Source organism: Zoogloea sp. LCSB751, assembly GCF_002028455.1.
Lineage (GTDB): Bacteria > Pseudomonadota > Gammaproteobacteria > Burkholderiales > Rhodocyclaceae > Zoogloea.
Genome location: NZ_MWUM01000003.1, coordinates 155061 through 175709 on the forward strand (window position 1 = coordinate 155061; position 20649 = coordinate 175709).

Here is a 20649-nt window from a genome sequence, read left to right on the forward strand (position 1 = left end):
CCATGTCGAAGACCCTTCTTTCCGCCCCGCTCGCCACGCTCGAACAGGGCGACGACTTCATTCGCCGTCATCTGGGGCCCTGTGCCAACGAGCTGCCGGCCATGCTCGCTGCCGTCGGCGTCGACTCTCTGGACACCCTGGTCGCCCAGACCGTGCCTGCCGGCATCCGCCTGCCCGCCCCGCTGGCCCTCGGCGAACCGACACCGGAACACGTTGCCCTCGCCAAGCTCAAGAGCATCGCCGGCAAGAACGTGCTGAAGAAGTCCCTCATCGGCATGGGCTACTACGACACCATCACGCCGAAGGTCATCCTCCGCAACGTGATGGAGAACCCGGGCTGGTACACCGCCTACACGCCTTACCAGGCTGAAATCGCCCAGGGCCGCCTGGAAGCGCTGCTGAACTTCCAGCAGATGGTCATCGACCTCACCGGCCTGGAGCTCGCCAACGCCTCCCTGCTCGACGAAGCCACCGCGGCGGCCGAAGCGATGGCGATGGCGCGCCGCATTTCCAAGGTGAAGAGCCAGGCCTTTTTCGTCGATGAAGGCGTCTTCCCGCAGACCCTCGACGTGGTGCGCACCCGCGCCGCCTACTTTGGCTTCGAACTGATCGTCGGCCCGGTGGCCGACGCCGCCCGCCACGAAGTCTTCGGCGCCCTGCTGCAATATCCCAACGAGCGCGGTGAAGTTGCCGACATCTCTGGCGCCATCGCTGGCCTCAAGGCCAAGGGTGCCGTCGTGGCCGTCGCCTCCGACCTGCTGGCGCTGGTGCTCCTCAAGTCGCCCGGCGAGCTGGGTGCCGACATCGCCCTCGGCTCGGCCCAGCGCTTCGGCGTGCCCCTCGGCTTCGGCGGTCCCCACGCCGCCTTCTTCGCCACCCGCCAGGCCCACGTGCGCTCCATGCCGGGCCGCATCATCGGCGTGTCGAAGGACGTCCGCGGCAAGACCGCCCTGCGCATGACGCTGCAGACCCGCGAACAGCACATCCGCCGCGAAAAGGCCAACTCCAACATCTGTACGTCCCAGGTGCTGCTGGCCAACATGGCCGGCATGTACGCGGTCTACCACGGTCCGGAAGGCCTGCGCACCATCGCCGCCCGCGTCCATCGCCTTGCCGCGTTGCTCGCCGAAGGCCTCCAGCAGGCCGGCTTCGAACTGGCCTCCGACAGCTTCTTCGACACCCTGCAGGTGACGACCGGCGAACGCAGCGGCGCAATCTACGCAGCAGCCCAAGCCGCCGGCTACAACCTGCGCCACGTGGACGGCAAGGCACTCGGCATCTCCATCGACGAGAAGACGACCGTTGCCGACATCGCCGCGCTGCTCGACGCCTTTGGTACCAAGTCCGACGTGGCTGCGCTGGACGCCCAGGTTGTCGCCCGTGGCGGCCGTCTGCCGGAAGCCCTGCTGCGCGAAGACGCCATCCTGTCCCACCCGGTGTTCAACACCCACCACACCGAGCACGAGATGCTGCGCTACCTTAAGCGCCTGCAGAACCGTGACCTGGCCCTCGACCACTCGATGATCTCCCTGGGCTCGTGCACGATGAAGCTCAACGCTACCAGCGAGATGATCCCGGTCACGTGGCCCGAGTTCGCCGACATCCACCCCTTCGCCCCGGCCGAACAGACCGCCGGCTACCTGGAGATGATCGACGGCCTCGCCGCGCAACTGCGCGAGATCACTGGCTTCGACGCGATCTGCATGCAGCCCAACTCCGGCGCCCAGGGCGAGTACGCCGGCCTGGTGGCGATCCGCCGCTACCACGCATCCCGCGGTGAGCAACATCGCAACGTCTGCCTGATCCCCAGGTCGGCCCACGGCACCAACCCGGCCACCGCGCAGATGTGCGGCATGGACGTGGTGGTCGTCAATTGCGACGACAACGGCAACGTGGACCTGACCGACCTGCAAGCCAAGGCCGCCCAGCACGCCGACAAGCTGGCGGCGCTGATGATCACCTACCCGTCCACCCATGGCGTCTTCGAGGAAGCCATCCGCGAGATCTGCGCCAGCGTGCACCAGCATGGCGGTCAGGTTTACATGGACGGCGCCAACCTCAACGCCCAGGTCGGCCTCACCTCCCCCGCCACCATCGGCGCGGACGTGAGCCACATGAACCTGCACAAGACCTTCTGCATCCCCCACGGCGGCGGGGGGCCCGGCATGGGCCCGATCGGCCTGAAGGCCCATCTGGCACCGTTCATGGCCGACCACGCAGTCGCCCCGACCGGCATCGAGGACCGCCCCAATGCCGGCCAGGGCGCGGTGTCCGCGGCCCAGTTCGGCTCCGCAAGCATCCTGCCGATCTCCTGGATGTACATCACGATGATGGGCAACCGCGGCCTCAAGCGTGCCACCGAGGTGGCGATCCTCAACGCCAACTACGTGGCCAGCCAGCTGAGCGCCCACTATCCTGTGCTGTACACCGGCAGCCAGGGCCGCGTCGCCCATGAGTGCATCCTCGACATCCGCCAGATCAAGGCTGCCACTGGCATCAGCGAGGTGGACATTGCCAAGCGCCTGATGGACTACGGCTTCCATGCCCCAACCATGTCCTTCCCGGTGGCCGGCACGATCATGGTCGAGCCCACCGAGTCCGAGGACAAGGGCGAACTGGACCGCTTCATCGCCGCGATGGTGAGCATCCGTAACGAGATCCAGGCAATCGAAGAAGGCCGCGTGCCGGCAGACAACAACCCGCTGAAAAACGCGCCCCACACCCAGGCGGATTTCCTGGGCGACTGGGACCGCCCCTACTCCCGCCAGGAGGCCGCCTTCCCGCTGCCCTGGGTCGGTGACAACAAGTTCTGGCCGAGCGTGAACCGCATCGACGATGTCTACGGCGACCGCAACCTGTTCTGCTCCTGCGTGCCCATGGACGAGCTGGCCTGAAAATGAAAAGCCCGGGATGGCAACATCCCGGGCTTTTGACTATTCACACCACCAGCAGAAACTCAGGGCTGCTGCAACAAGACCTTGATGAAGGATGCCGGAATCGCGTAGGAAATCGCCGACGGATTGGTGATGGCCGCCTCCTTGCTGCCTTTCACGAACACCATGTTCACGATGCCCAGCACCTCGCCCGTCGCAGGATTGTATACCGGGCTACCGCTGTTGCCCGGATAGGACACCGCATCCAGCTGGAACACCGAATAGCTCCCCGTCGCCAGACGGCGCACGGCCTGGGCCTCGAGCTGACGAGCACTTGGCAGGGGCTGCCCGACCGGCGTAATGGCCGAGATGATGCCCTTGTGGGTCACCGGCACAATGCCGATCGCCGACCCCAGCGGGAAACCGGTCAGCGCAATATCCTGACCGTCGCGCACGGTATCGGAGTTGCCCAGACGCAGCGCTGGCATGGGCGGCCCGTCGAAGCGCAGCACCGACACATCGTGGTCACGGTCTATCGCTTCACGCCGGACCGGTCGGGCCACTACTCGCCCCGTGCCAGGCAAGGCAACGACCAGCTGCTCCTTGCTTTCCTGATTCTCGACGACAGCCCCCTCCACATGGGCATTCGTAACCACCTGATTGCCATTCCCCGCCACGAAACCGGTGCCAAGGAAGCGGAATTGCGGGCTGCGGGTCGGCTCAAAGGTACCAACCGCCACCACCGACTTCTTGACGACCGCCACCGTATCAGCCAGGTCTGCCCTGACATCGGCGGATGCGCCGGCTAGCGCACTGGCAATCAATGCTACGAGCATCGCTCCCGATGAAACCAAGGAGCAGCCTTTCGACCAGCCATCATTCATCGGCCCACCACCTTGAGCGCTTGCAGCACAGGGGAAGCATTCACGACGCTGGCATCGAAGGGATGCTCGGTGCGCGGGAAAAACTCGAGGATGCGCTTCACGTAGTTCTGCGTTTCCTTGAATGGCGGCACTCCGCGATAGCGGTCAACCGCACCTTCTCCAGCGTTGTAGCCTGCCACCGCCAGTGCCACATTGCCGCGATAGTAAGCCAGCAGCCAACGCAGATAGGCCAGCCCCCCCTTGATGTTCTGCACCGGGTCGAAGCTGTCCTTCACGTTGAAGCGGCTCGCCGTCTCGGGGATCAACTGCATGACCCCCATGGCGTTCTTAGGAGACGTCGCGTTCGGATCGAAATTGGATTCCGTCGTCGCGATGGCCAATGCCAGACGTGGCTCTATGGAAAACCTCGGAGCCAGCGTCGTCACGAGCTCCACCATCTTCTTCTTCTGCTCGGGCAGGGAGGCCAGGTACTTCTGGGTATCCCAGGTATCCCTGGCCACGAATCCACGCCCCGACTCCCGGGATGTCAGACAGTCGGGAACCGCGCCGCTGTAATCACCAACCAACCGGCGTGCCTTCTCGGCCCCGGCGTGGCCCTTGAAGAGCGCCATTTCAAACAGGGTTGCAGCATAGCGGTCGTCCCGCTCCACACCACGGCCATTGGCGTACATCCAGCCGAGGCTGTACATCGCTTCGGCATTGCCCATGCGGACCGCCTCGCAATACAGCTCGACAGCCCGCTCGGGATCACGCGACACACCTTCGCCGTGCTCGTAGGCAAGGGCTTGTTCGACGATCCGGGTGCCGTCAGCATCCGGCTCGGCGGCACGCACCGTGCCAACGGCCCCCAGACCGAATCCGAGAAGCAAGACCAGGAGTCTTTTCCAGGCCAGCATCGCCGCCAACCCCGTCGGCGTCCTCAGAGACGCCAGACCGTCACACCGGCAGCATCGAGCTCTGCCGGGTCGTAGAAGCTCTTGACGTCGGTGAAAACACCGTTCGGCTCGAGCTTCTCGCAAAGACGCCCCACGCCCAGCTCGGAGTATTCGCTGTGCGCCACTGCCGCGACGATGGCCTTGGCCCGAGGCAGGTCGTCCCACGCCGTCAGGCTCACACCGTACTCGTGCTCGGCCTCCGCAGATTCCGCCACCGGATCGTGCACCACGACGTTGCAGCCATAGCTCTGCAATTCATGGATCACATCGATGACCTTGCTGTTACGCAGATCGGGGCAGTTCTCCTTGAAGGTCAGCCCCAGCACGATGACGCTCGCGCCCTTGATGTTGTGCCCGGCACCGATCATCTGCTTCACGGTCTGCTCGGCCACATACTTGCCCATGCTGTCGTTGATGCGACGACCGGCCAGGATGACCTGCGGGTGGTAACCCAGCATGTCAGCCTTGTGGGTCAAATAGTAGGGATCGACACCGATGCAGTGACCACCGACCAGGCCCGGACGGAAGGGCAGGAAGTTCCACTTGGTACCGGCCGCCTTCAGGACTTCGATAGTATCGATGCCGATCTTGTGGAAGATGACCGACAACTCGTTCATCAGTGCAATATTGAGGTCGCGCTGAGTGTTCTCGATGACTTTCGCCGCCTCGGCAACCTTGATGGAGCTAGCCGGATAAACCCCGGCGGTAATCACCGCACCATAAGTTTCAGCAACCTTTTTGAGGGTATCAGGCGTATCACCAGACACCACCTTCACGATCTTGGTGACGGTGCGTTCCTTGTCGCCCGGATTGATCCGCTCGGGGGAATAGCCGACGAAGAAGTCTTCCTTCCACTTGAGGCCGGAGTACTTCTCGAGGATCGGAATGCAGACCTCCTCGGTGGCACCCGGATACACAGTGGATTCGTACACCACGGTGGCGCCCCGCTTGAGGTTGCGGCCGACGCTTTCGGAAGATTTGATCAACGGAGTGAAATCCGGCTGATGCGCCTCGTCCACCGGAGTGGGCACTGCCACGATGATGAAATCCGCCTCACTAACCGCCTTGGGGTCCGTACTGCACGTGAGATGAACAGCTGCCTTCAGGTCCTCGCTACTGACCTCACCCGTCGGATCGACGAAGCGCCCATAGGCGGCAACCTTTTCGGCAGACAGATCAAAACCCACGGTCTTCATCTTCTTGCCAAACTCAACGGCCAGCGGCAAACCCACGTAGCCGAGGCCGATAACAGCAATGATACTCATGATCTAATTCCTGAAATATTGATACCGGATGGCAACAACCGTTACAACGCGGCCCGCAACCTGTCGATCTCGGCGCGGATTGGTGTCTTTTCAGGAGCGTTCTTCAAGGCCAGATCGAGCTCCTTGCGAGCGCTCTCCTTGTCCCCGGCCCTGATCAACGCCCGCGCAAGGCTCAACCTCAGTTGGGGCAGATTGGGCCCGAGACTGACGGCCTTCTTCAGCGTCTCAACCCCCTTGCTGACGTCCCCGCTTTCAATCTGGAGCACACCATAGGTGTCCAGCACGACCGGGCTGTTCGGCGCGAGATTGACAGCCTGCTGCGCGACCGACAGTGCGCTACTGTCCTTCAATTTACCCAGCGCCCAGGCCATGTTGTTGAGCAGCATGGGATTCTTCGGCGCAATCTCCAGCATCTGGCGATACTGCTGCACGGCCTGATCATATTTCTGGGCGGCCAGGTTGCTTTCGGCAATATAGGTGCGCAGCGTAAGGTCTTTCGGGTTTGCCTTGATCCAGTCGGCAAACAACTTGGCTGCCTCCTGCACCTGGCCCGCTGCAACCTTCGCACCATATAGCCTGACAGCAGCTTGGGGCGTCTTGTCCCGCTGGAATGCCTCGTTGTACGCCACCACGGCTTCGCTCTTCCGCCCCAGCGCGAGCTGGACGTCCCCCTCCAGCACAAAGCCAATCGCGGATTTGCTGTGCTGCTGCTGGATATTCTTGGCAATACGCAGCGCGTCATCACCGCGCTTGCCATTCACCAGGATGGCGATCAGGCGCTGCTGCGCGTCGATGCTGTCAGGCTTGATGGTGAGCGCCTTCCGCAAGGATTGCTCCGCCGCCGTATAGTCCTTTAGCGCAACCTGCAGATCAGCCAGTGACAGCAAGGGAGTGGGCGAATTGGGCAGCCTGCCGACCAGCTTGGAGAACGTGGCAATGGCCTGCTGCCGTTCGCCGGCAGCTACCTGGGCCCGGCCAAGCAGATCCAGAACGGTCGGATCGTCCGGCGCCGAGGCGGAGGCCTCCTGGGCAAGCAGGAGTGCCCTCTTGGTATCCCCGAGTTGGGCCAGCAGGCGCACCAGCGCAACACGAATCGGCAAGGAGCTCGGCACCTCGGCCAAGCCCTTATCCAGCACCACCTGCACATCCTTGGCGGACGCGCCGGTCAGCGCCAGAAGTTCGCCGTACTGGAGATACGCCTCGGGGAGCTTCTTGTTCTTATTGACGAAATCCTCGTAGCGCTTGCGGGCAGCCGCGGGATTCTTGTCACTGATGTCCAGGCGAGCCAGATTGCTGAGGGCCGGGAGGAAGTCCTGCTTCAGTTCCAGCGCCCGCTCGAAGGCCTTGCGTGCCCCTGCCACATCCTTGCTGGCCATGAACACACCGCCCTTCATGTTGAAGGTGACCGGATCGTTCGGTCTCTTCTTCTCGAGGGTCTGTACGGCGGCCATCGCCTTGGCTGCCTCGCCACGGCGGAGGTGGGCCATGATGAGGGCGATATCAGCCTGGATATTGTCGGTGTCGAGGGCGGATGCGGCTTCCAGGTCCTGGAAGGCGCGGTCGGTCTCACCAGCCGCCAGCCGGGAAACCCCGAGGCGGGTGCGATACTGGGCATTCTTGGGATCGGCCACACTGGCACGGCGGAAATACTCCTCCGAGCGCGTGAAATCACCGTTCATCGCATAGACCTGACCCGCCAGGTTGAGCACGGCGATATCTTCGGAATAATCCTTCAACAAGGGCTGCAGCGCTTCGAGGGCCTTGGCCGGCTCCTGCAGCCCGAGGTGTGACGCAACCAGCAAGCGGCGCGCCATCGGCATGGTCGGTGCCTTTTCGAGGACCTTGCCCAGGTTATCCCTCGCCTGGATGAAGTCCCGCCGCTGCAATTGCAGGCTGGACGCCAGCACCAGGGCCGGGATGTAGTCCGGAGCAACACGCAGCACCTGCTGGACCCCGTCGTACGCCTCCTTGGTCTTGCCGTTCCGTGCATCGATGAAGGCCTGGAGATAGAGTGCGAGAGGATGATTGCCCACCGCCTTCTTCAAGTCATTGATCTTGCCCTGCGCCACATCCAGCTTGTTGCTGCGCAGTAGCTGCGAGATCAGGCTCTGATAGGCCGGCAGATCAGTCGGTCGGGCCGCGATCACAGCCTCAAACGCCGGGATGGACTCGTCGGGCCGGTTCAATGCCAGCAGCAGCTCACCGCGCAAAGAGTGAGCCTCCGGCAACTTCGGTACATCCTTGAGAACGGCGTCGACATCCGCCAGCGCCCCCTCTAGATCACGCCCGCCCGCCTTGATCCTGGCCAGACCGACGCGGGCCTGAGGGTAGTTGGGCACCTCTTTGAGCGAGGCCTGGAATGCGTCGGTCGCCGCATCGCGCTTTCCCTGGGTCATCTGCGCCAAGCCGACCGTAGCCAGCAAGGACGCCCGCGCCTCGGGCTGGGACAATTTCTGGTCCTGAAGTTCGGTCAGAATCCGCGTCGCCTGACCACTGAGCAACAGGCTCTCGGTCAGCGGCGGAACAACCTGGTCGGGCGAGAAGCCGAGATCGAGAGCCCGCTTGAGCTCCTTCTCCGCATCGGCGTAGTTCCCCTGCTGGAAATTCACCTTGCCCAGCAAATAGCGGGCCTCGGCAAAGCTCGGATTCTTCTGCAGGGCATTCTTCAACTGAATCGTCGCGGCATTGGTATCGTTCTTTGCCAGGTACTCTTTGGCAGAGGCCACCATCGACTCGGGATTGCCGCCACAGGCAGTCAGGAGAAGGGCACACAGGGCACTGATGGCGACGTTTCGTACTTTGCCGCCATGCCTGAACGGAAAACGCATCTGCAGGGGTCCTTGGGTCACGTTGAAATCTCTTTCTTCAAACCGAAGCGGTTCATCAAATCATAAAGGGTCGGGCGGCTGATACCGAGCACCTCGGCCGCACGGGCCACGTTGCCGTTGACCCGGGCCATGACCCGGACCACTGCACGACGTTCAGCCTCCTCACGCACGACGCGCAGGTTCAGCGCCTCCAACTCCTCGTCCGCATTGTTGCCGAGTCCGATATCATCGGCCGTAATGCAGTTCGCATCTGCCATGATAACCGCCCGCTTGATTGCATTTTCAAGCTCGCGGATATTGCCCGGCCACCGATGCGCTTCGATGCACTGAACCGCATCGTCGGTAAGCGTCATCGACCCCCGACCATGCTCGCCTGCAAAACGCTGCACGAAAGCATGCGCCAGCAGCACCGCATCACCATCCCGGTCCCTCAACGCGGGGATGTCCACCACGATCTCCGCCAGTCGGTAATACAGATCCTCCCGGAAACGCCCGGCCTGGATCAGTCCCTTCACATCCTGATGCGTGGCACAGACGATACGCACGTCGACCGGAATCTCCTCGCGGCCACCGATGCGCTCGATGACGCGTTCCTGCAGGAAACGTAGCAGCTTGGCCTGCAGCGGCATCGGCAAATCACCGATTTCGTCGAGGAACAAGGTTCCCTTGTTGGCGACCTCGATCTTGCCCAGCGTTTGCTTCACCGCTCCGGTGAAGGCACCCTTTTCGTAGCCGAACAGTTCGCTCTCGAGCAGGTTGTCCGGGATGGCGGCACAGTTGATGGCGACGAAACGCTCGTTGCGGCGCGGAGAGAGTTCGTGCAGTCCTCTGGCCAGCACTTCCTTACCAGTCCCGCTCTCACCCAACAGCATCACAGTCACGTTAGCCGACGAGACCTTTTCGATCAGGCGACACACCCGCAGCATGCCGGGATCCCGCGTGATCACACCCGCCAGAGCGCTACCCTGCTGGATCTTGAGTTTGCGGTTGTCCTGCTGGAGATCGTACAGCCGCAAGGCCCGATCCAGAGTGAGAGCCAGCAACTCGGGCTCGAAGGGCTTCGCAAAGAAATCGTAGGCGCCCATACCCACCGCCCGAACCGCATTCTCCCGGTCGTGCTGTCCCGTGAGCACCACCACCTTGGTATCCGGCGCAAGGGCCAGAATCTCCCCCAAGAGCTTGAAACCCTCGGTCACATCGTCGGGCGCTGGCGGCAGCCCCAGATCCATCGTCACGACGGCCGGCTCATGGCGGCGCAACTGGGCAATCGCCTCCTCCCGGTCAGTGGCGACCACCGTCTCGTACTGGTCGAAGGCCCAGCGCATCTGCTTTTGCAGTGCGGGATCATCCTCGACGATCAACAAAGTCCTGCGTTTCTCACTCATATGACTACTCAGCCAATGCTTCGTTACTCGCATTCTGGGTCTGCGCGGCGAGCGGCAGGCGGACATCGAATCTCGACCCTACTCCCACCTCGCTCTGCACCGTAAGGCTTCCCCCAAGTTCATTCACGTACTGCTGGGCCTCATAGGCTCCGACCCCCATCCCACTGGACTTGGTCGTCTGGAACGGCTTGAACAGTTGCTCCCGGATGAAGGCGACCGACATACCCGACCCGGTATCCCGCACTGTAATACAGGCGAATTTACCCTCCTGGGATAGCTCGACTGACACACTACCATGCTCGGGGGTCGCGTCGAGGGCATTTTGCACGATGTGACCGAGTATTCGCTCGAGCCGCTCCGCATGCGCCAGCACTGCCAGATCCGGCGCACAACCGAGCAACCGGGGGCAAGGTTTGAACATGCGCTTGGACTGAACTACGTGTTCGACGACCCCTTTGAGCTGGACTGGCCGACGCTGATTGATCGGCGTCTTCTCCATCAACTGGGCCATCAGCCCCCGCATGCGCGTCTCCGCATGTCTTACGGTATCCAGCATATCTGCCTGGAATTCCGGATTGTCCTTGTGACGCTCCGCGTTGCGCAACATGAGCGAGAGCTGGGCGACCAGATTCTTCAAATCGTGGACGACAAAAGCCGACATCCGGTTGAACGCATCGAACTTTCGCGCTTCGATCAAGGCCTCCGCCGTCTGCATGCGCGCAATGTAACTGGCAGCTTGCCGTCCGGCCATCTTGAGCAGATCGAGCACTTCCCAATTGACGTCCACCGGAGTCCGCGGCGTCAGGAGGATCACGAAACCCACCAGCACGCCCGAGGAAATCAGTGGCACGATCAACCACATGTCGGACAGCTCGGACGCCCAGGCCGGCATCGGCAGGCCCGCGCCCGACGACATGCCGCTGCGCATCTCCTGCAGATTCACCACCCACTCCCGCTCCAGCAGGAAGCGGCAGAGCTCCGAATCGGCCTGCTCGCGCACCCCGTAGTCAGGCATGTTGAGGCGCGCCTGCTGACTGTAACTGCCGTTCAGATCGCAAAGCCAGACCCCTCCCCCCGGACTCTCGACCAGATCCGCCAGCGCCTTGACCACCGACTCGCCGAGGCTCAAGCCATCGCCGGCCACCGATAGGGCCTGGGTCACACTAAGCCACTCCTTTCGGTAGTCGTAGCGATACGCGAAGAAATGCTTGGCCAGCAGGACCCTCAGACGCGCCCGGAAGGCGCCCGAAACAACCAGCACACACAAGAACAAAGCACCACTGAAGAGCAGTGCCAACTGGAGGGCCTCCCCCCATTCACCGCCAAAATAGCGCATGTAGTAGCCAGCACCGGCAATCAACAACAGATACAGTCCGGAGCCAGCCAAGGCCGTCGAATGGAACACCACATGACGGGACACGGAAACCCGTAGCGTCCAGTCAGGATTCCGCGAAGCCGACACCGCCAGCAATGGAATGGTCAGCGTGTGGGCAAAGCCTCGAACGCTCCATGTGACTGGATGAATGCGGCTGAACAGCAAGGTATCGGCGTACAGATAGACATCGAAAGCAAACAGGCTTCCCAGCGCGAGCGCCAGGGGCTTGATGCCCCAACGGTAGCGCTCGGGCACCGCCCGATAAAAGAGTTCGAGCAGAACCAGGCCGAACACCGAGGACAGAAGGGATGTTGCAGCCCAGGTTCGCATCGGGGTGCCATAAAGCGGCAACCCCAGGCTGAAGCAGAACACCCCACCCGCCGCCAGAGCCACGACGGCGGACGCCCCTGGCCCCGGCCAGCGCGGCAGCTCGTTCTTTTCGCCATCGGCGGACGGCTGGGACAACAAGGCGACGAGAAAGCCAAACCAGGCCGCCAGGCGCAGAACATCGAAGAAGTTGGCCAGCTGGAACAACCATCCCCAACCCGACACCGAAAAGGCCCAGTTGGCGCCCGCCCACAAGGCCCCACCCACCGCGGCCGCGATCAGCAGGGCACCACGCTGCCCTTTCCTCCAGGCTACCGCCAGATACAGCCCGAACAACGCATGGACGATGGTCGCAAACGCGTAGCTCCAGACCGATACTTGGGACAGGACGGATTCCATCGGCTCTCAGCAGAAAAGCATGCGCTCCTGACATGCGGGAGCACCGCAACTCACCCCGTCAGGAGTGAAAACAACGCAATGGAACGATCAATGCGCTCCGTCACCCGTCAATACCACCCGAACAGTCTCAAACAACACCACGGTATCCAGGAACAGCGTGTGATTCTTCACGTAGTAGAGATCGTACTGCAGTTTGTTGATCGCATCATCCACAGAGGAGCCGTACTGGTAACGGACCTGGGCCCAGCCGGTCACCCCCGGTTTGACACAATGGCGGACCGCATAGAACGGAATGTCGCGGGTCAGCTGGTCGACGAAGAAGGGACGTTCGGGCCGCGGCCCCACCAGACTCATGTCACCCTTCAGAACATTGAACAGCTGCGGCAACTCGTCGATACGCACCTTGCGAATGAAACGCCCGATCCGGGTGACTCGGTCGTCGTTGGCTGACGCCCACCGCGGCTTGCCATCCCGCTCCGCATCCCGGCGCATGCTGCGGAACTTGGTGACCTTGAACAGACGGCCGCCGAGGCCGACACGCTCCTGGCGATAGAACACCGGGGCACCATCCTCGATCACGATGGCCAGCGCCGCCAGGACCATGACCGGCGCGGCAAGGATGAGCAGGCCGAGGGAGGCCACGATATCGAAGATCCGCTTCACCAGCGTACGCCCCCAGCCTTGCCGGAAACCTTCGCCGTAAATCAGCCAGCTGGCGCGCAGGGAGTCGATACGCACCTGACCGCGCACCCGCTCGAAGAAGCTCGACAGATCCAGGACCTTGATGCCCGCCATCTTGCAGTCGAGCAGTTCGCGAAGCGGGATGACGCCCCCCCGACGCTCCTTGACCGCAACGATGATCTCATTGACCCGCAGCTGATTGGCGGCGGCCAGCAGACTGCCATCGAAATGGACGATCCGCTTCGGGTCGACCCTCACCTCGTCATTGCTGCCCGCCGGATAGAAACCCACCACCTGCAAGCTGGCATTGGCGGGATGCGTCAGCGCATGTTCGACTGCAACAGCGTCCGCCCCCGTCCCGATTACCATGATTCTCTTGACCAAAACCCCTGCCCCTGCACGCCGAACTGCAAATCCCCGCGCGGCGACCACCAGCCCCAACAGGGCAATGACATTCAATTCCATCGCCTCATGGGCGAAAACACCCCACGGCAACACCCGAAAAACACCATAAGCCACCGGAACGCTCAACACGATGGAAATGGCAACACGCATCAAGGTTTCGCGCCATTCGCCGCCGAAGCCGGTCCTGTAAAGACCGAGGGCTCCGTTGAGAATCATCATTGCCGCCGCAAACACAAGCGCAGACGGCACGACTGAGAACAGGAGCTCCCCGTCGACCTTATCCTGAACCACGAACACGACAATCACCGCAACAAACAGCAACAGCGCATCGAACAGCAGCTGCAACACAGTGTTGGAAGGTACGTAATGATTGAAGAGTTTCAGCATCTCGAGCCCCGGTCGATTTTCAATACGGCCGTCCATGCAAATTAGATGAAGCGGTCAAACGCAGACGCTTTCACACCCGGAAAAAAGCAGCACATTATCTATGAAGACGGCGTGAAGGTCATGCCGATTGTGCACTGCAAATTTGCCAAATGCGTGAAACTCCGCGCACTCGAACGATAGCCCTCGGCGCTGGAAACACCCGTGATACCTGTCACGGGGGAAAATACATTTCGGCTGGCGCGGTGCCCACAACGGGCTGAAGGATGGGCCGAAATTATATGAAGGGGACTCTAAACCCCACCCTAAATATTTGAATAAAAACAATTAAAACAAAATTATCACTTATTTCATTTCTCTGAAGCAGGAATTCAGACACCCCGCAAATTTCAGCACAAACGCATACACCTCAAAACATCACAGCTCGATTTGAGTGCCAAACTCGACAACCCGGTTGGCCGGGATGCAGAAAAAATCGGCGGCACTGTGCGCATTTCTGAAAAGCAGGATGAACAAGCGCTCACGCCACAGGCCGAGGGAAGACCCGGTCCTCGGGATCAGCGTTTCCCGTCCCAGGAAGAACGAGGACTCCATCAACTCGAAAGGCAGGCCCTGGCTTTCGCACATGGCCAGCGCAGCGGGAATGTCCGGGTCGTCCTTGAAACCATAGCGGACGAAGACCCGATAAAAACCGAAATCCAGCTCCTCTACCTTGACCCGCTCCGTGTCGGGCACGAAGGGGATGTCGTCGGTCACCACATTCACCAGCACCACCCGCGCATGCAGGACCTTGTTGTGCAAGAGGTTGTGCAGCAGTGCCCGGGGCACACCCTCCGGCGCGGTGGTCATGAACACACCGGTTCCCGGGACACGCAGGGGGGGATCGTGGAACATGGACTGGATGAACAGGTCGAGGGGCATCGTGTCGAGCCGCATGCGCTCCGATAGCGCCGCCCGCCCCTTCTTCCAGGTCATCAGCAGCGTATGGACCGCCAGCCCCATGGCCAGCGGAAACCAGCCACCATCGAAGATCTTGACGCTGTTTGCAGCAAAGAAGCCGAAATCGACGGTAAAAAACAAGGCCAGAAAAGCCACTGCCGGTGCCCAGCGCCACTGCCACAGGGCACGCACCACCACGAAGGCGAGCACCGTGTCGATCATCATCGTCAGCGTCACGGCGATGCCGTAGGCCGAGGCCAGTGCGCTCGACGAGCGGAAGCCGATCACCAGTGCAACCACCGCCCCCAGCAGCAACCAGTTCACATTGGGCACGTAGATCTGCCCCATCTCCTTGTCGGAGGTATGAATCACGTGGATACGTGGTGAATACCCCAACTGCACGGCCTGCTTGGTCAGCGAGAAGGCCCCCGAGATCACGGCCTGGGAGGCAATGATGGTGGCCAGTGTCGACAGCCCCACCATCGGCAGCAGCAATGGCTCCGGAACCAGCCGGTAGAAGGGGTTGGCCACCGCCGACGGGTCATCGAGGATCAGCGCCCCTTGTCCCAGGTAGTTGAGGTACAGGGCCGGAAACACATAACCGAACCACGCCACCTTGATCGGACGCCGGCCGAAGTGGCCCATGTCGGCATACAAGGCCTCACCGCCGGTGATTGCCAGCACCACCGCCCCCAGGGCCAGGAAGCCGATCCAGTGGTTGTCGGCAAAAAAACTCACCGCGTAAACGGGATTGATGGCCCGCAGCACATCCGGGTGGCGCGTGATGTTCATCACGCCGAGCACACCGAGGGTCGTGAACCAGAACAGCATCACCGGGCCGAATACGGCCCCCACCCTGGCCGTTCCCTTGCTTTGGATCACGAACAGGCCGATCAGCACGAGCAACGAGATCGGCAATACATAGGGCTTGAACGCAGGTGTCACCACCTCAAGGCCTTCGACCGCCGACAACACCGAAATGGCCGGCGTGATCACCCCGTCCCCATAGAACAACGCGGCACCGAACAACCCCAGGCCGGCCATCGCCGACCCCAGGCGCGGCGACTTGCTGGTGCGCAGGGCCAGGGAAGTCAGGGCCATGATGCCGCCTTCGCCCCGGTTGTCGGCCCGCATGATGTACACCACATACTTGAGGGATACGACGATGGTCAGCGCCCAGAACACCAGGGACAGAATACCCAGCACATTGTCGGGGGTCACCGGTACCGCGTGAGGGCCGTTGAAGACCTCCTTCATCGTGTACAACGGACTGGTACCGATATCGCCGAACACCACCCCCATCGCCGCCAGTGCAACCGGCAGAACCTGCATGCGGGACTGCTTCTCTTGCCCGGTGGCAAGCACTGTACTCATACAGCTCTCCTGAAACACCTGTGGGCGAATCGACCGATCCGCCCCGGTAACTCGCCGCCGACGGCGCGTAATCGGCCATCCTGCCCCCGTGGGCGGGCCCATCGACGACGCCCAGCCACGCTCGGGGCCGAGATACTACCGCATTGCAACAAGAGCCGGAGGCAGAACGCGCCGGAAAGGAAGACTCATGCCGACGGCAGCTCGAAACTGACGGCGACATCCGCCGGAGCCGCAGTGTAGGGTGCGGAGGTGACGAGGAGGTCGGCACCGGCAGCCACGAAAGCCGCCGCATTGTCCGCCTTCACGCCCCCGGCGGCGGCCAGCAGCGGCGCCCCGCGCCCGTTCGGTGCCAGGGCATTCACCAGCTGGCGGCACTCCGCCACCTGCCCGACAGAGAACTTCTCGAGTTGCAGCACATCGGCCCCCGCCCGGGCCCATTCGGCAGCCTCCGCAACACTGCCGACCTCCACAACGATCTTCTTCTCCGGCTCTCGGGCGCGCAGCCGTTTAACGGTCTGTGCCGGCGTCTCGGCCAGAAACAGGCGGTGCTCGGCGAACACCAGCAGGGATTCGGACAATCCCAGGCGGTGGATGGTCGCCCCGCCGGCGCGAACCGCCTTCACCGACATGGCCTTCGCTCCCGGCACGTTCTTTCGCGTACATGCCACCGCGACCCGCCTTCCGCCCGCCTCGGCCGCCTTGACGATGGCCGCTGCCGCCGTCGCCAGTCCGCTGGCCCATTCCATCAGGACCTGCCCGGTTTTCCAGGCGGCATGCAGGGAATCGGCGGTGCCTTCGGCTTCGAGCAGCAGACGCCCCGCCTCCACGTGGCTCCCTGAAGACACCCACAGGCGCGCCCGCGCCCCGGCCAGCTCAAAAAGGCGTGTCGCCTCCTCGGAACCACACACGGTCATCGCGCCCCGCGCACGGAAGACCACTCGCCCCTCCCGCACACCGATCCCCAGCGATACGGTGGTCAGATCACCGCAGGACACATCATCGGCCAGCAACGCAAGAAGGGTCGCGTCCGGCAAGTTGAACGAAGACATCATCGAGGCTCCCGAAATCGAAGGCACTGACAGAACGAAGATGGCCGATCATACTCGCCGGTCGGTTTAATGCCGCTGCTGCGGAGTACGCCACATCCTCCCGACAGATGTCCTCCATCACGAAATGGGCAACGCTACAATGACGGCGACTTGCCGCACGGAACCCGGGTTTGCACAGAAACGCCCTTGACCGCCATCGGCTTTCGACAACAGCAACCCGACACCGCAGACAGCCAATGCCTTTTTCCCAGCGGATACCGCAGATCGCCGGAATTGCCGTCGCCTACGCGATATGCGGCCTGATCGCGCTCCATATCGCGATCCCGCCCGGCTACGTCGCCCCGCTCTATCCGCCAGCCGGCATCGCCCTGGCCGCCATGCTGATCCATGGCCGGCGCATCTGGCCGGCCATCTTCATCGGCGCAGCCATCACCAATGTGGAAGCGGTGATGCGCGCGGGGCTCGGGGGCATCAACTGGATCATGCCCCTGTGCGTCGGCACCGGCGCCGTTCTGCAAGCCTTCGTCGGGGTCGCCCTGGTCCGCCGCTGGATCGGTTTTCCCAATCCCCTCGACAGTGCCGGCGCCATCCTGCGCCTGTTCTTCCTGGCGGCCCCGCTCAGCTGCGTGGTCAGCGCCAGCATCGGCGTCGGCGCCCTGTCCCTGCTCGGCTCCGTTCCTGAGCACGATGCCGTCTTCAGCTGGTGGAACTGGTGGGCCGGCGACGCCATCGGCATCCTCATCGCCTGTCCGCTGATCTTCGCCTTCTGGGGCCAGCCCCGCCGGGACTGGGCGCCGCGCCGCCTGGGCCTGGTGATTCCCATGTGCATCGCCCTGTTCCTGCTGGTCGGCCTGGAGGTGCAGATCGGCCAGTGGGAACGCCAGCGCCTGCAATCCCGTTTCGAAAGCGACGCCCATTTTCTCTCCAACCTGCTGACCAGCCGTTTTTCCGATTACCAGTCGGTCCTGCAGTCCGCCGAACGGGTGATGGTCGCCGCCCCCGGGCTGGACGACGAAGGCTTCCAGCAGTTCGCCGCATCCTGGCTCTCCCGCCTTGGCGGACTGCAGGCCATCGGCTGGATCCCCCGCGTGCCGGGTAACCAGCGTCAGGCCTTCGAACGCTCGGCCCGCGCTGCGGTAGAGGGCGGCAACTTCGACATTCTCGACCGCGGCCCCTCCAACGAACTCTATCCGGCAGAGCCTCGTCCCGAGTACTACCCGATCCGTTTCATCGCCCCCCTTTCGCCCAACCTGCGGACCCTCGGCGTCGATGTATCCACCATCCCGGCCAGTGCCGAAGCCATTCTGCGCACCAGCACCGACGGTCAGGCGGCCGCCTCCAGGGCCTTCGAACTGACCCAGGAGACGGAGGGGATGGCCGGCGTCGTGCTCTACCAGCGGACCAGCCATCGCGGCCAGCTGCCGCCGGCCAGCCCCGACGGCTTCGTCTTCATCGCGCTGCGGATTGCCGACAGCGTGGACAGCGCCCTGCACGGGCACGAGATTCCCGGCATCGGCTACTGCCTCACGGAGAATGTCCGCGGCACGAAGTTCGGCCACCACCTCGCCGGCCAGCAATCCTGCCCCCCGGCCGGCGAGCCCGGCGCGAACGGTCTCACCCCGTGGGTTGAGCCGATCGATATCGGCGGGCAGAGCTGGACACTCACGCTCACCACCGATTCAAGTTACGCCTTCCGCCACCGGGGCTGGGAGGCCTGGACCCTGCTCGCCATCGGCCTGCTGAGCACCGGCACCCTGGGGGCCTTCCTGCTCGCCACCACTGGGCGGGCCCGGCGCATCGAAGAGCTGGTGGACCGGCGGACCACCGAGCTGGCCGACGCGGGCCGTCGCCTGATCGACCAGCAGGCCATGCTCACCCACGCCGAACGGATCGCCCACCTCGGCAGCTGGGAGGCCGACCCGGCAAACGACCGCAACCACTGGTCCACCGAGCTGTACCGCATTCTCGGCGTCCCGGCCGACACCGCGAGCACGCTACCGAACTTCCTTGCCGCCATTCATCCGGACGACCGCCAGCTGCTGCAGGACACCCTCGACAGGGTCCAGCACGGACAGGCCGGCGCCAACCTGGACATCCGCCTGGCGGAGGCTGGCCGGAAAGGCCGCATCGTGCACGTCAGCATCGAGGCCACACCGGCTGCCAACGGAGCGCGCACCTTGCGCGGCACCGTACAGGACGTCTCCGAAAGCCGCGCCGCGGAAGCCCACATCCATTACCTGGCCCACTACGACACCCTGACCGGCCTGCCCAACCGCAGCCTGTGGGTCAATCGTGCCGAGCAGGCACTGGCCTTCGCGCGGCGCAACAACACCTGCGTCGGCGTGCTGTTCCTCGATCTGGACAACTTCAAGAAGGTCAACGACACCCTCGGCCATCCGACCGGCGACCGTCTGTTGTCGGCCGCCGCCAAACGCCTGTCCCAATGCCTGCGCGACGAAGACGTGCTGGCCCGTCTCGGCGGCGACGAATTCGTCGTCCTGCTGCCCCAGCTGTCCCGCAGCGGCGATGCCGCCACCGTGGCCCGCAAGCTGCTGGACAGCTTGCTCACGCCCTTCGACATCGACGGCCAGGAGCTCACCGTCAGCACCAGCATCGGCATCGCCCTCGCCCCCGACAACGGTACCGACGTGGACGGGCTGCTGAAGCATGCGGACACGGCCATGTACGACGCCAAGAACGAAGGGCGCAACGACTTCCGCTTCTTCACGCCGGACATGAACAGCCGCGCCTACGCCCGCCTGATGCTCGAGAACGCGCTGCGGCGGGCCATCGAGCGCAACGAACTGATCCTCGAATACCAGCCCCAGTGGGAAATGCCCGGCAAGCGCCTGATCGGCGTCGAGGCCCTGGTGCGCTGGGACAGCCCGGACCGCGGCCGGGTCCCGCCGGGCGAATTCATCCCCCTCGCCGAGGAAACCGGCCTGATCCACGCCATCAGCGACTGGGTACTGCACGAAGCCGCACGCCAGCAGGCCGCCTGGCGCGATGCAGGCCTGCCCGCGCTGACCGTCGCCATCAACATCTCGGCCCTGCAGTTCCGCCGCCCGGGTTTCATCGACCGGCTCCGCCACGCGCTGAATCACTGGAAGATCCCGCCCGGCAGCTTCGAACTCGAGATCACCGAAAGCGCGCTGATGCAGCCCAGCAGCGAAACCGAGCAGCAGTTCGCCACCCTGCGCAACCTGGGGGTCGGCCTCGCGCTGGACGATTTCGGCACCGGCTATTCGAACCTGTCCAACCTCAAGCGCTTGCCACTGACCCGCCTGAAGATCGACCGCTCCTTCGTACAGGATCTGCCCGGCGACCCGGAAGACGCCGCGATTGCCGCCGCAACCCTGTCGATCGCCCGCGACTTGGGCCTTGAAGTCGTCGCCGAAGGCGTCGAGACCGAAGCCCAGCGCGACTTCCTGCTCGAACGTCAGTGCCGCGTGATGCAGGGCTTCCTGTTCGCGCGGCCGCTCCCGGCGGTGGACATCACCCGCCTGCTGCGGGCGGAAGCAGAACACAGCCCCGTGCTGGCCTGAA

At 63.2% G+C, this 20649-nt stretch carries 11 protein-coding genes; 2 read left to right on the forward strand and 9 right to left on the reverse strand.

What is annotated here, in order from left to right; all coding sequences use genetic code 11:
- Window positions 1-2: 2 nt before the first annotated feature.
- The gene (gcvP, locus tag B4920_RS05275; protein WP_079433570.1) at window positions 3-2894 is read left to right on the forward strand and encodes an aminomethyl-transferring glycine dehydrogenase; all 2892 of its coding nucleotides are present in this window, start codon (window positions 3-5) and stop codon (window positions 2892-2894) included.
- 62 nt (window positions 2895-2956) lie between these two features.
- On the opposite strand, the gene B4920_RS05280 is transcribed toward gcvP, so the two are convergent.
- The 9 genes from B4920_RS05280 to modD all read right to left on the reverse strand — a co-directional run bounded on the left by B4920_RS05280 (window position 2957) and on the right by modD (window position 17106).
- Window positions 2957-3757 (reverse strand): serine protease, encoded by an 801-nt coding sequence (locus tag B4920_RS05280; RefSeq protein ID WP_079433571.1) that lies wholly within the window; start codon window positions 3755-3757, stop codon window positions 2957-2959.
- Window positions 3754-4653, reverse strand: a complete 900-nt coding sequence (locus B4920_RS05285) for a transglycosylase SLT domain-containing protein (RefSeq protein WP_079433572.1) — start codon at window positions 4651-4653, stop codon at window positions 3754-3756. Before B4920_RS05285 ends, B4920_RS05280 begins: the two co-directional genes overlap by 4 nt.
- A 23-nt stretch (window positions 4654-4676) precedes the next feature.
- Window positions 4677-5957, reverse strand: coding sequence for a nucleotide sugar dehydrogenase (locus B4920_RS05290; protein ID WP_079433573.1), 1281 nt, complete (start codon window positions 5955-5957; stop codon window positions 4677-4679).
- Between the two features lie 41 nt (window positions 5958-5998).
- Complete coding sequence (gene prsT / locus B4920_RS05295) at window positions 5999-8806, reverse strand: XrtA/PEP-CTERM system TPR-repeat protein PrsT (RefSeq protein WP_139379430.1); 2808 nt, start codon at window positions 8804-8806, stop codon at window positions 5999-6001.
- A complete protein-coding gene (gene prsR, locus B4920_RS05300) occupies window positions 8803-10170 on the reverse strand; it encodes a PEP-CTERM-box response regulator transcription factor (RefSeq protein WP_079433575.1) in 1368 nt (455 codons plus the stop codon). Before prsR ends, prsT begins: the two co-directional genes overlap by 4 nt.
- Window positions 10171-10174: 4 nt before the next feature.
- A complete protein-coding gene (prsK, locus tag B4920_RS05305) occupies window positions 10175-12271 on the reverse strand; it encodes an XrtA/PEP-CTERM system histidine kinase PrsK (protein WP_088179386.1) in 2097 nt (698 codons plus the stop codon).
- Window positions 12272-12358: 87 nt separating this feature from the next.
- A complete protein-coding gene (locus B4920_RS05310; protein WP_079433576.1) occupies window positions 12359-13744 on the reverse strand; it encodes a TIGR03013 family XrtA/PEP-CTERM system glycosyltransferase in 1386 nt (461 codons plus the stop codon).
- 414 nt (window positions 13745-14158) lie between these two features.
- Window positions 14159-16054: a potassium transporter Kup gene (locus B4920_RS05315; RefSeq protein ID WP_079433577.1), complete on the reverse strand. Its 1896-nt coding sequence runs from the start codon at window positions 16052-16054 to the stop codon at window positions 14159-14161.
- Between the two features lie 185 nt (window positions 16055-16239).
- The gene (gene modD, locus B4920_RS05320; protein WP_254050834.1) at window positions 16240-17106 is read right to left on the reverse strand and encodes a ModD protein; all 867 of its coding nucleotides are present in this window, start codon (window positions 17104-17106) and stop codon (window positions 16240-16242) included.
- 233 nt (window positions 17107-17339) lie between these two features.
- On the opposite strand from modD, the gene B4920_RS05325 reads away from it, so the two are divergent.
- The gene (locus tag B4920_RS05325; protein WP_079433578.1) at window positions 17340-20648 is read left to right on the forward strand and encodes an EAL domain-containing protein; all 3309 of its coding nucleotides are present in this window, start codon (window positions 17340-17342) and stop codon (window positions 20646-20648) included.
- Window position 20649: the final 1 nt, after the last annotated feature.

Coding starts and splice junctions, on each gene's coding strand:
- gcvP (WP_079433570.1), top strand. CDS start 3: ATGTCGAAGACCCTTCTTTCCGCCCCGCTCGCCACGCTCGAACAGGGC.
- B4920_RS05280 (WP_079433571.1), bottom strand. CDS start 3,757: ATGAATGATGGCTGGTCGAAAGGCTGCTCCTTGGTTTCATCGGGAGCG.
- B4920_RS05285 (WP_079433572.1), bottom strand. CDS start 4,653: ATGCTGGCCTGGAAAAGACTCCTGGTCTTGCTTCTCGGATTCGGTCTG.
- B4920_RS05290 (WP_079433573.1), bottom strand. CDS start 5,957: ATGAGTATCATTGCTGTTATCGGCCTCGGCTACGTGGGTTTGCCGCTG.
- prsR (WP_079433575.1), bottom strand. CDS start 10,170: ATGAGTGAGAAACGCAGGACTTTGTTGATCGTCGAGGATGATCCCGCA.
- prsK (WP_088179386.1), bottom strand. CDS start 12,271: ATGGAATCCGTCCTGTCCCAAGTATCGGTCTGGAGCTACGCGTTTGCG.
- B4920_RS05310 (WP_079433576.1), bottom strand. CDS start 13,744: ATGCTGAAACTCTTCAATCATTACGTACCTTCCAACACTGTGTTGCAG.
- B4920_RS05315 (WP_079433577.1), bottom strand. CDS start 16,054: ATGAGTACAGTGCTTGCCACCGGGCAAGAGAAGCAGTCCCGCATGCAG.
- modD (WP_254050834.1), bottom strand. CDS start 17,106: ATGATGTCTTCGTTCAACTTGCCGGACGCGACCCTTCTTGCGTTGCTG.
- B4920_RS05325 (WP_079433578.1), top strand. CDS start 17,340: ATGCCTTTTTCCCAGCGGATACCGCAGATCGCCGGAATTGCCGTCGCC.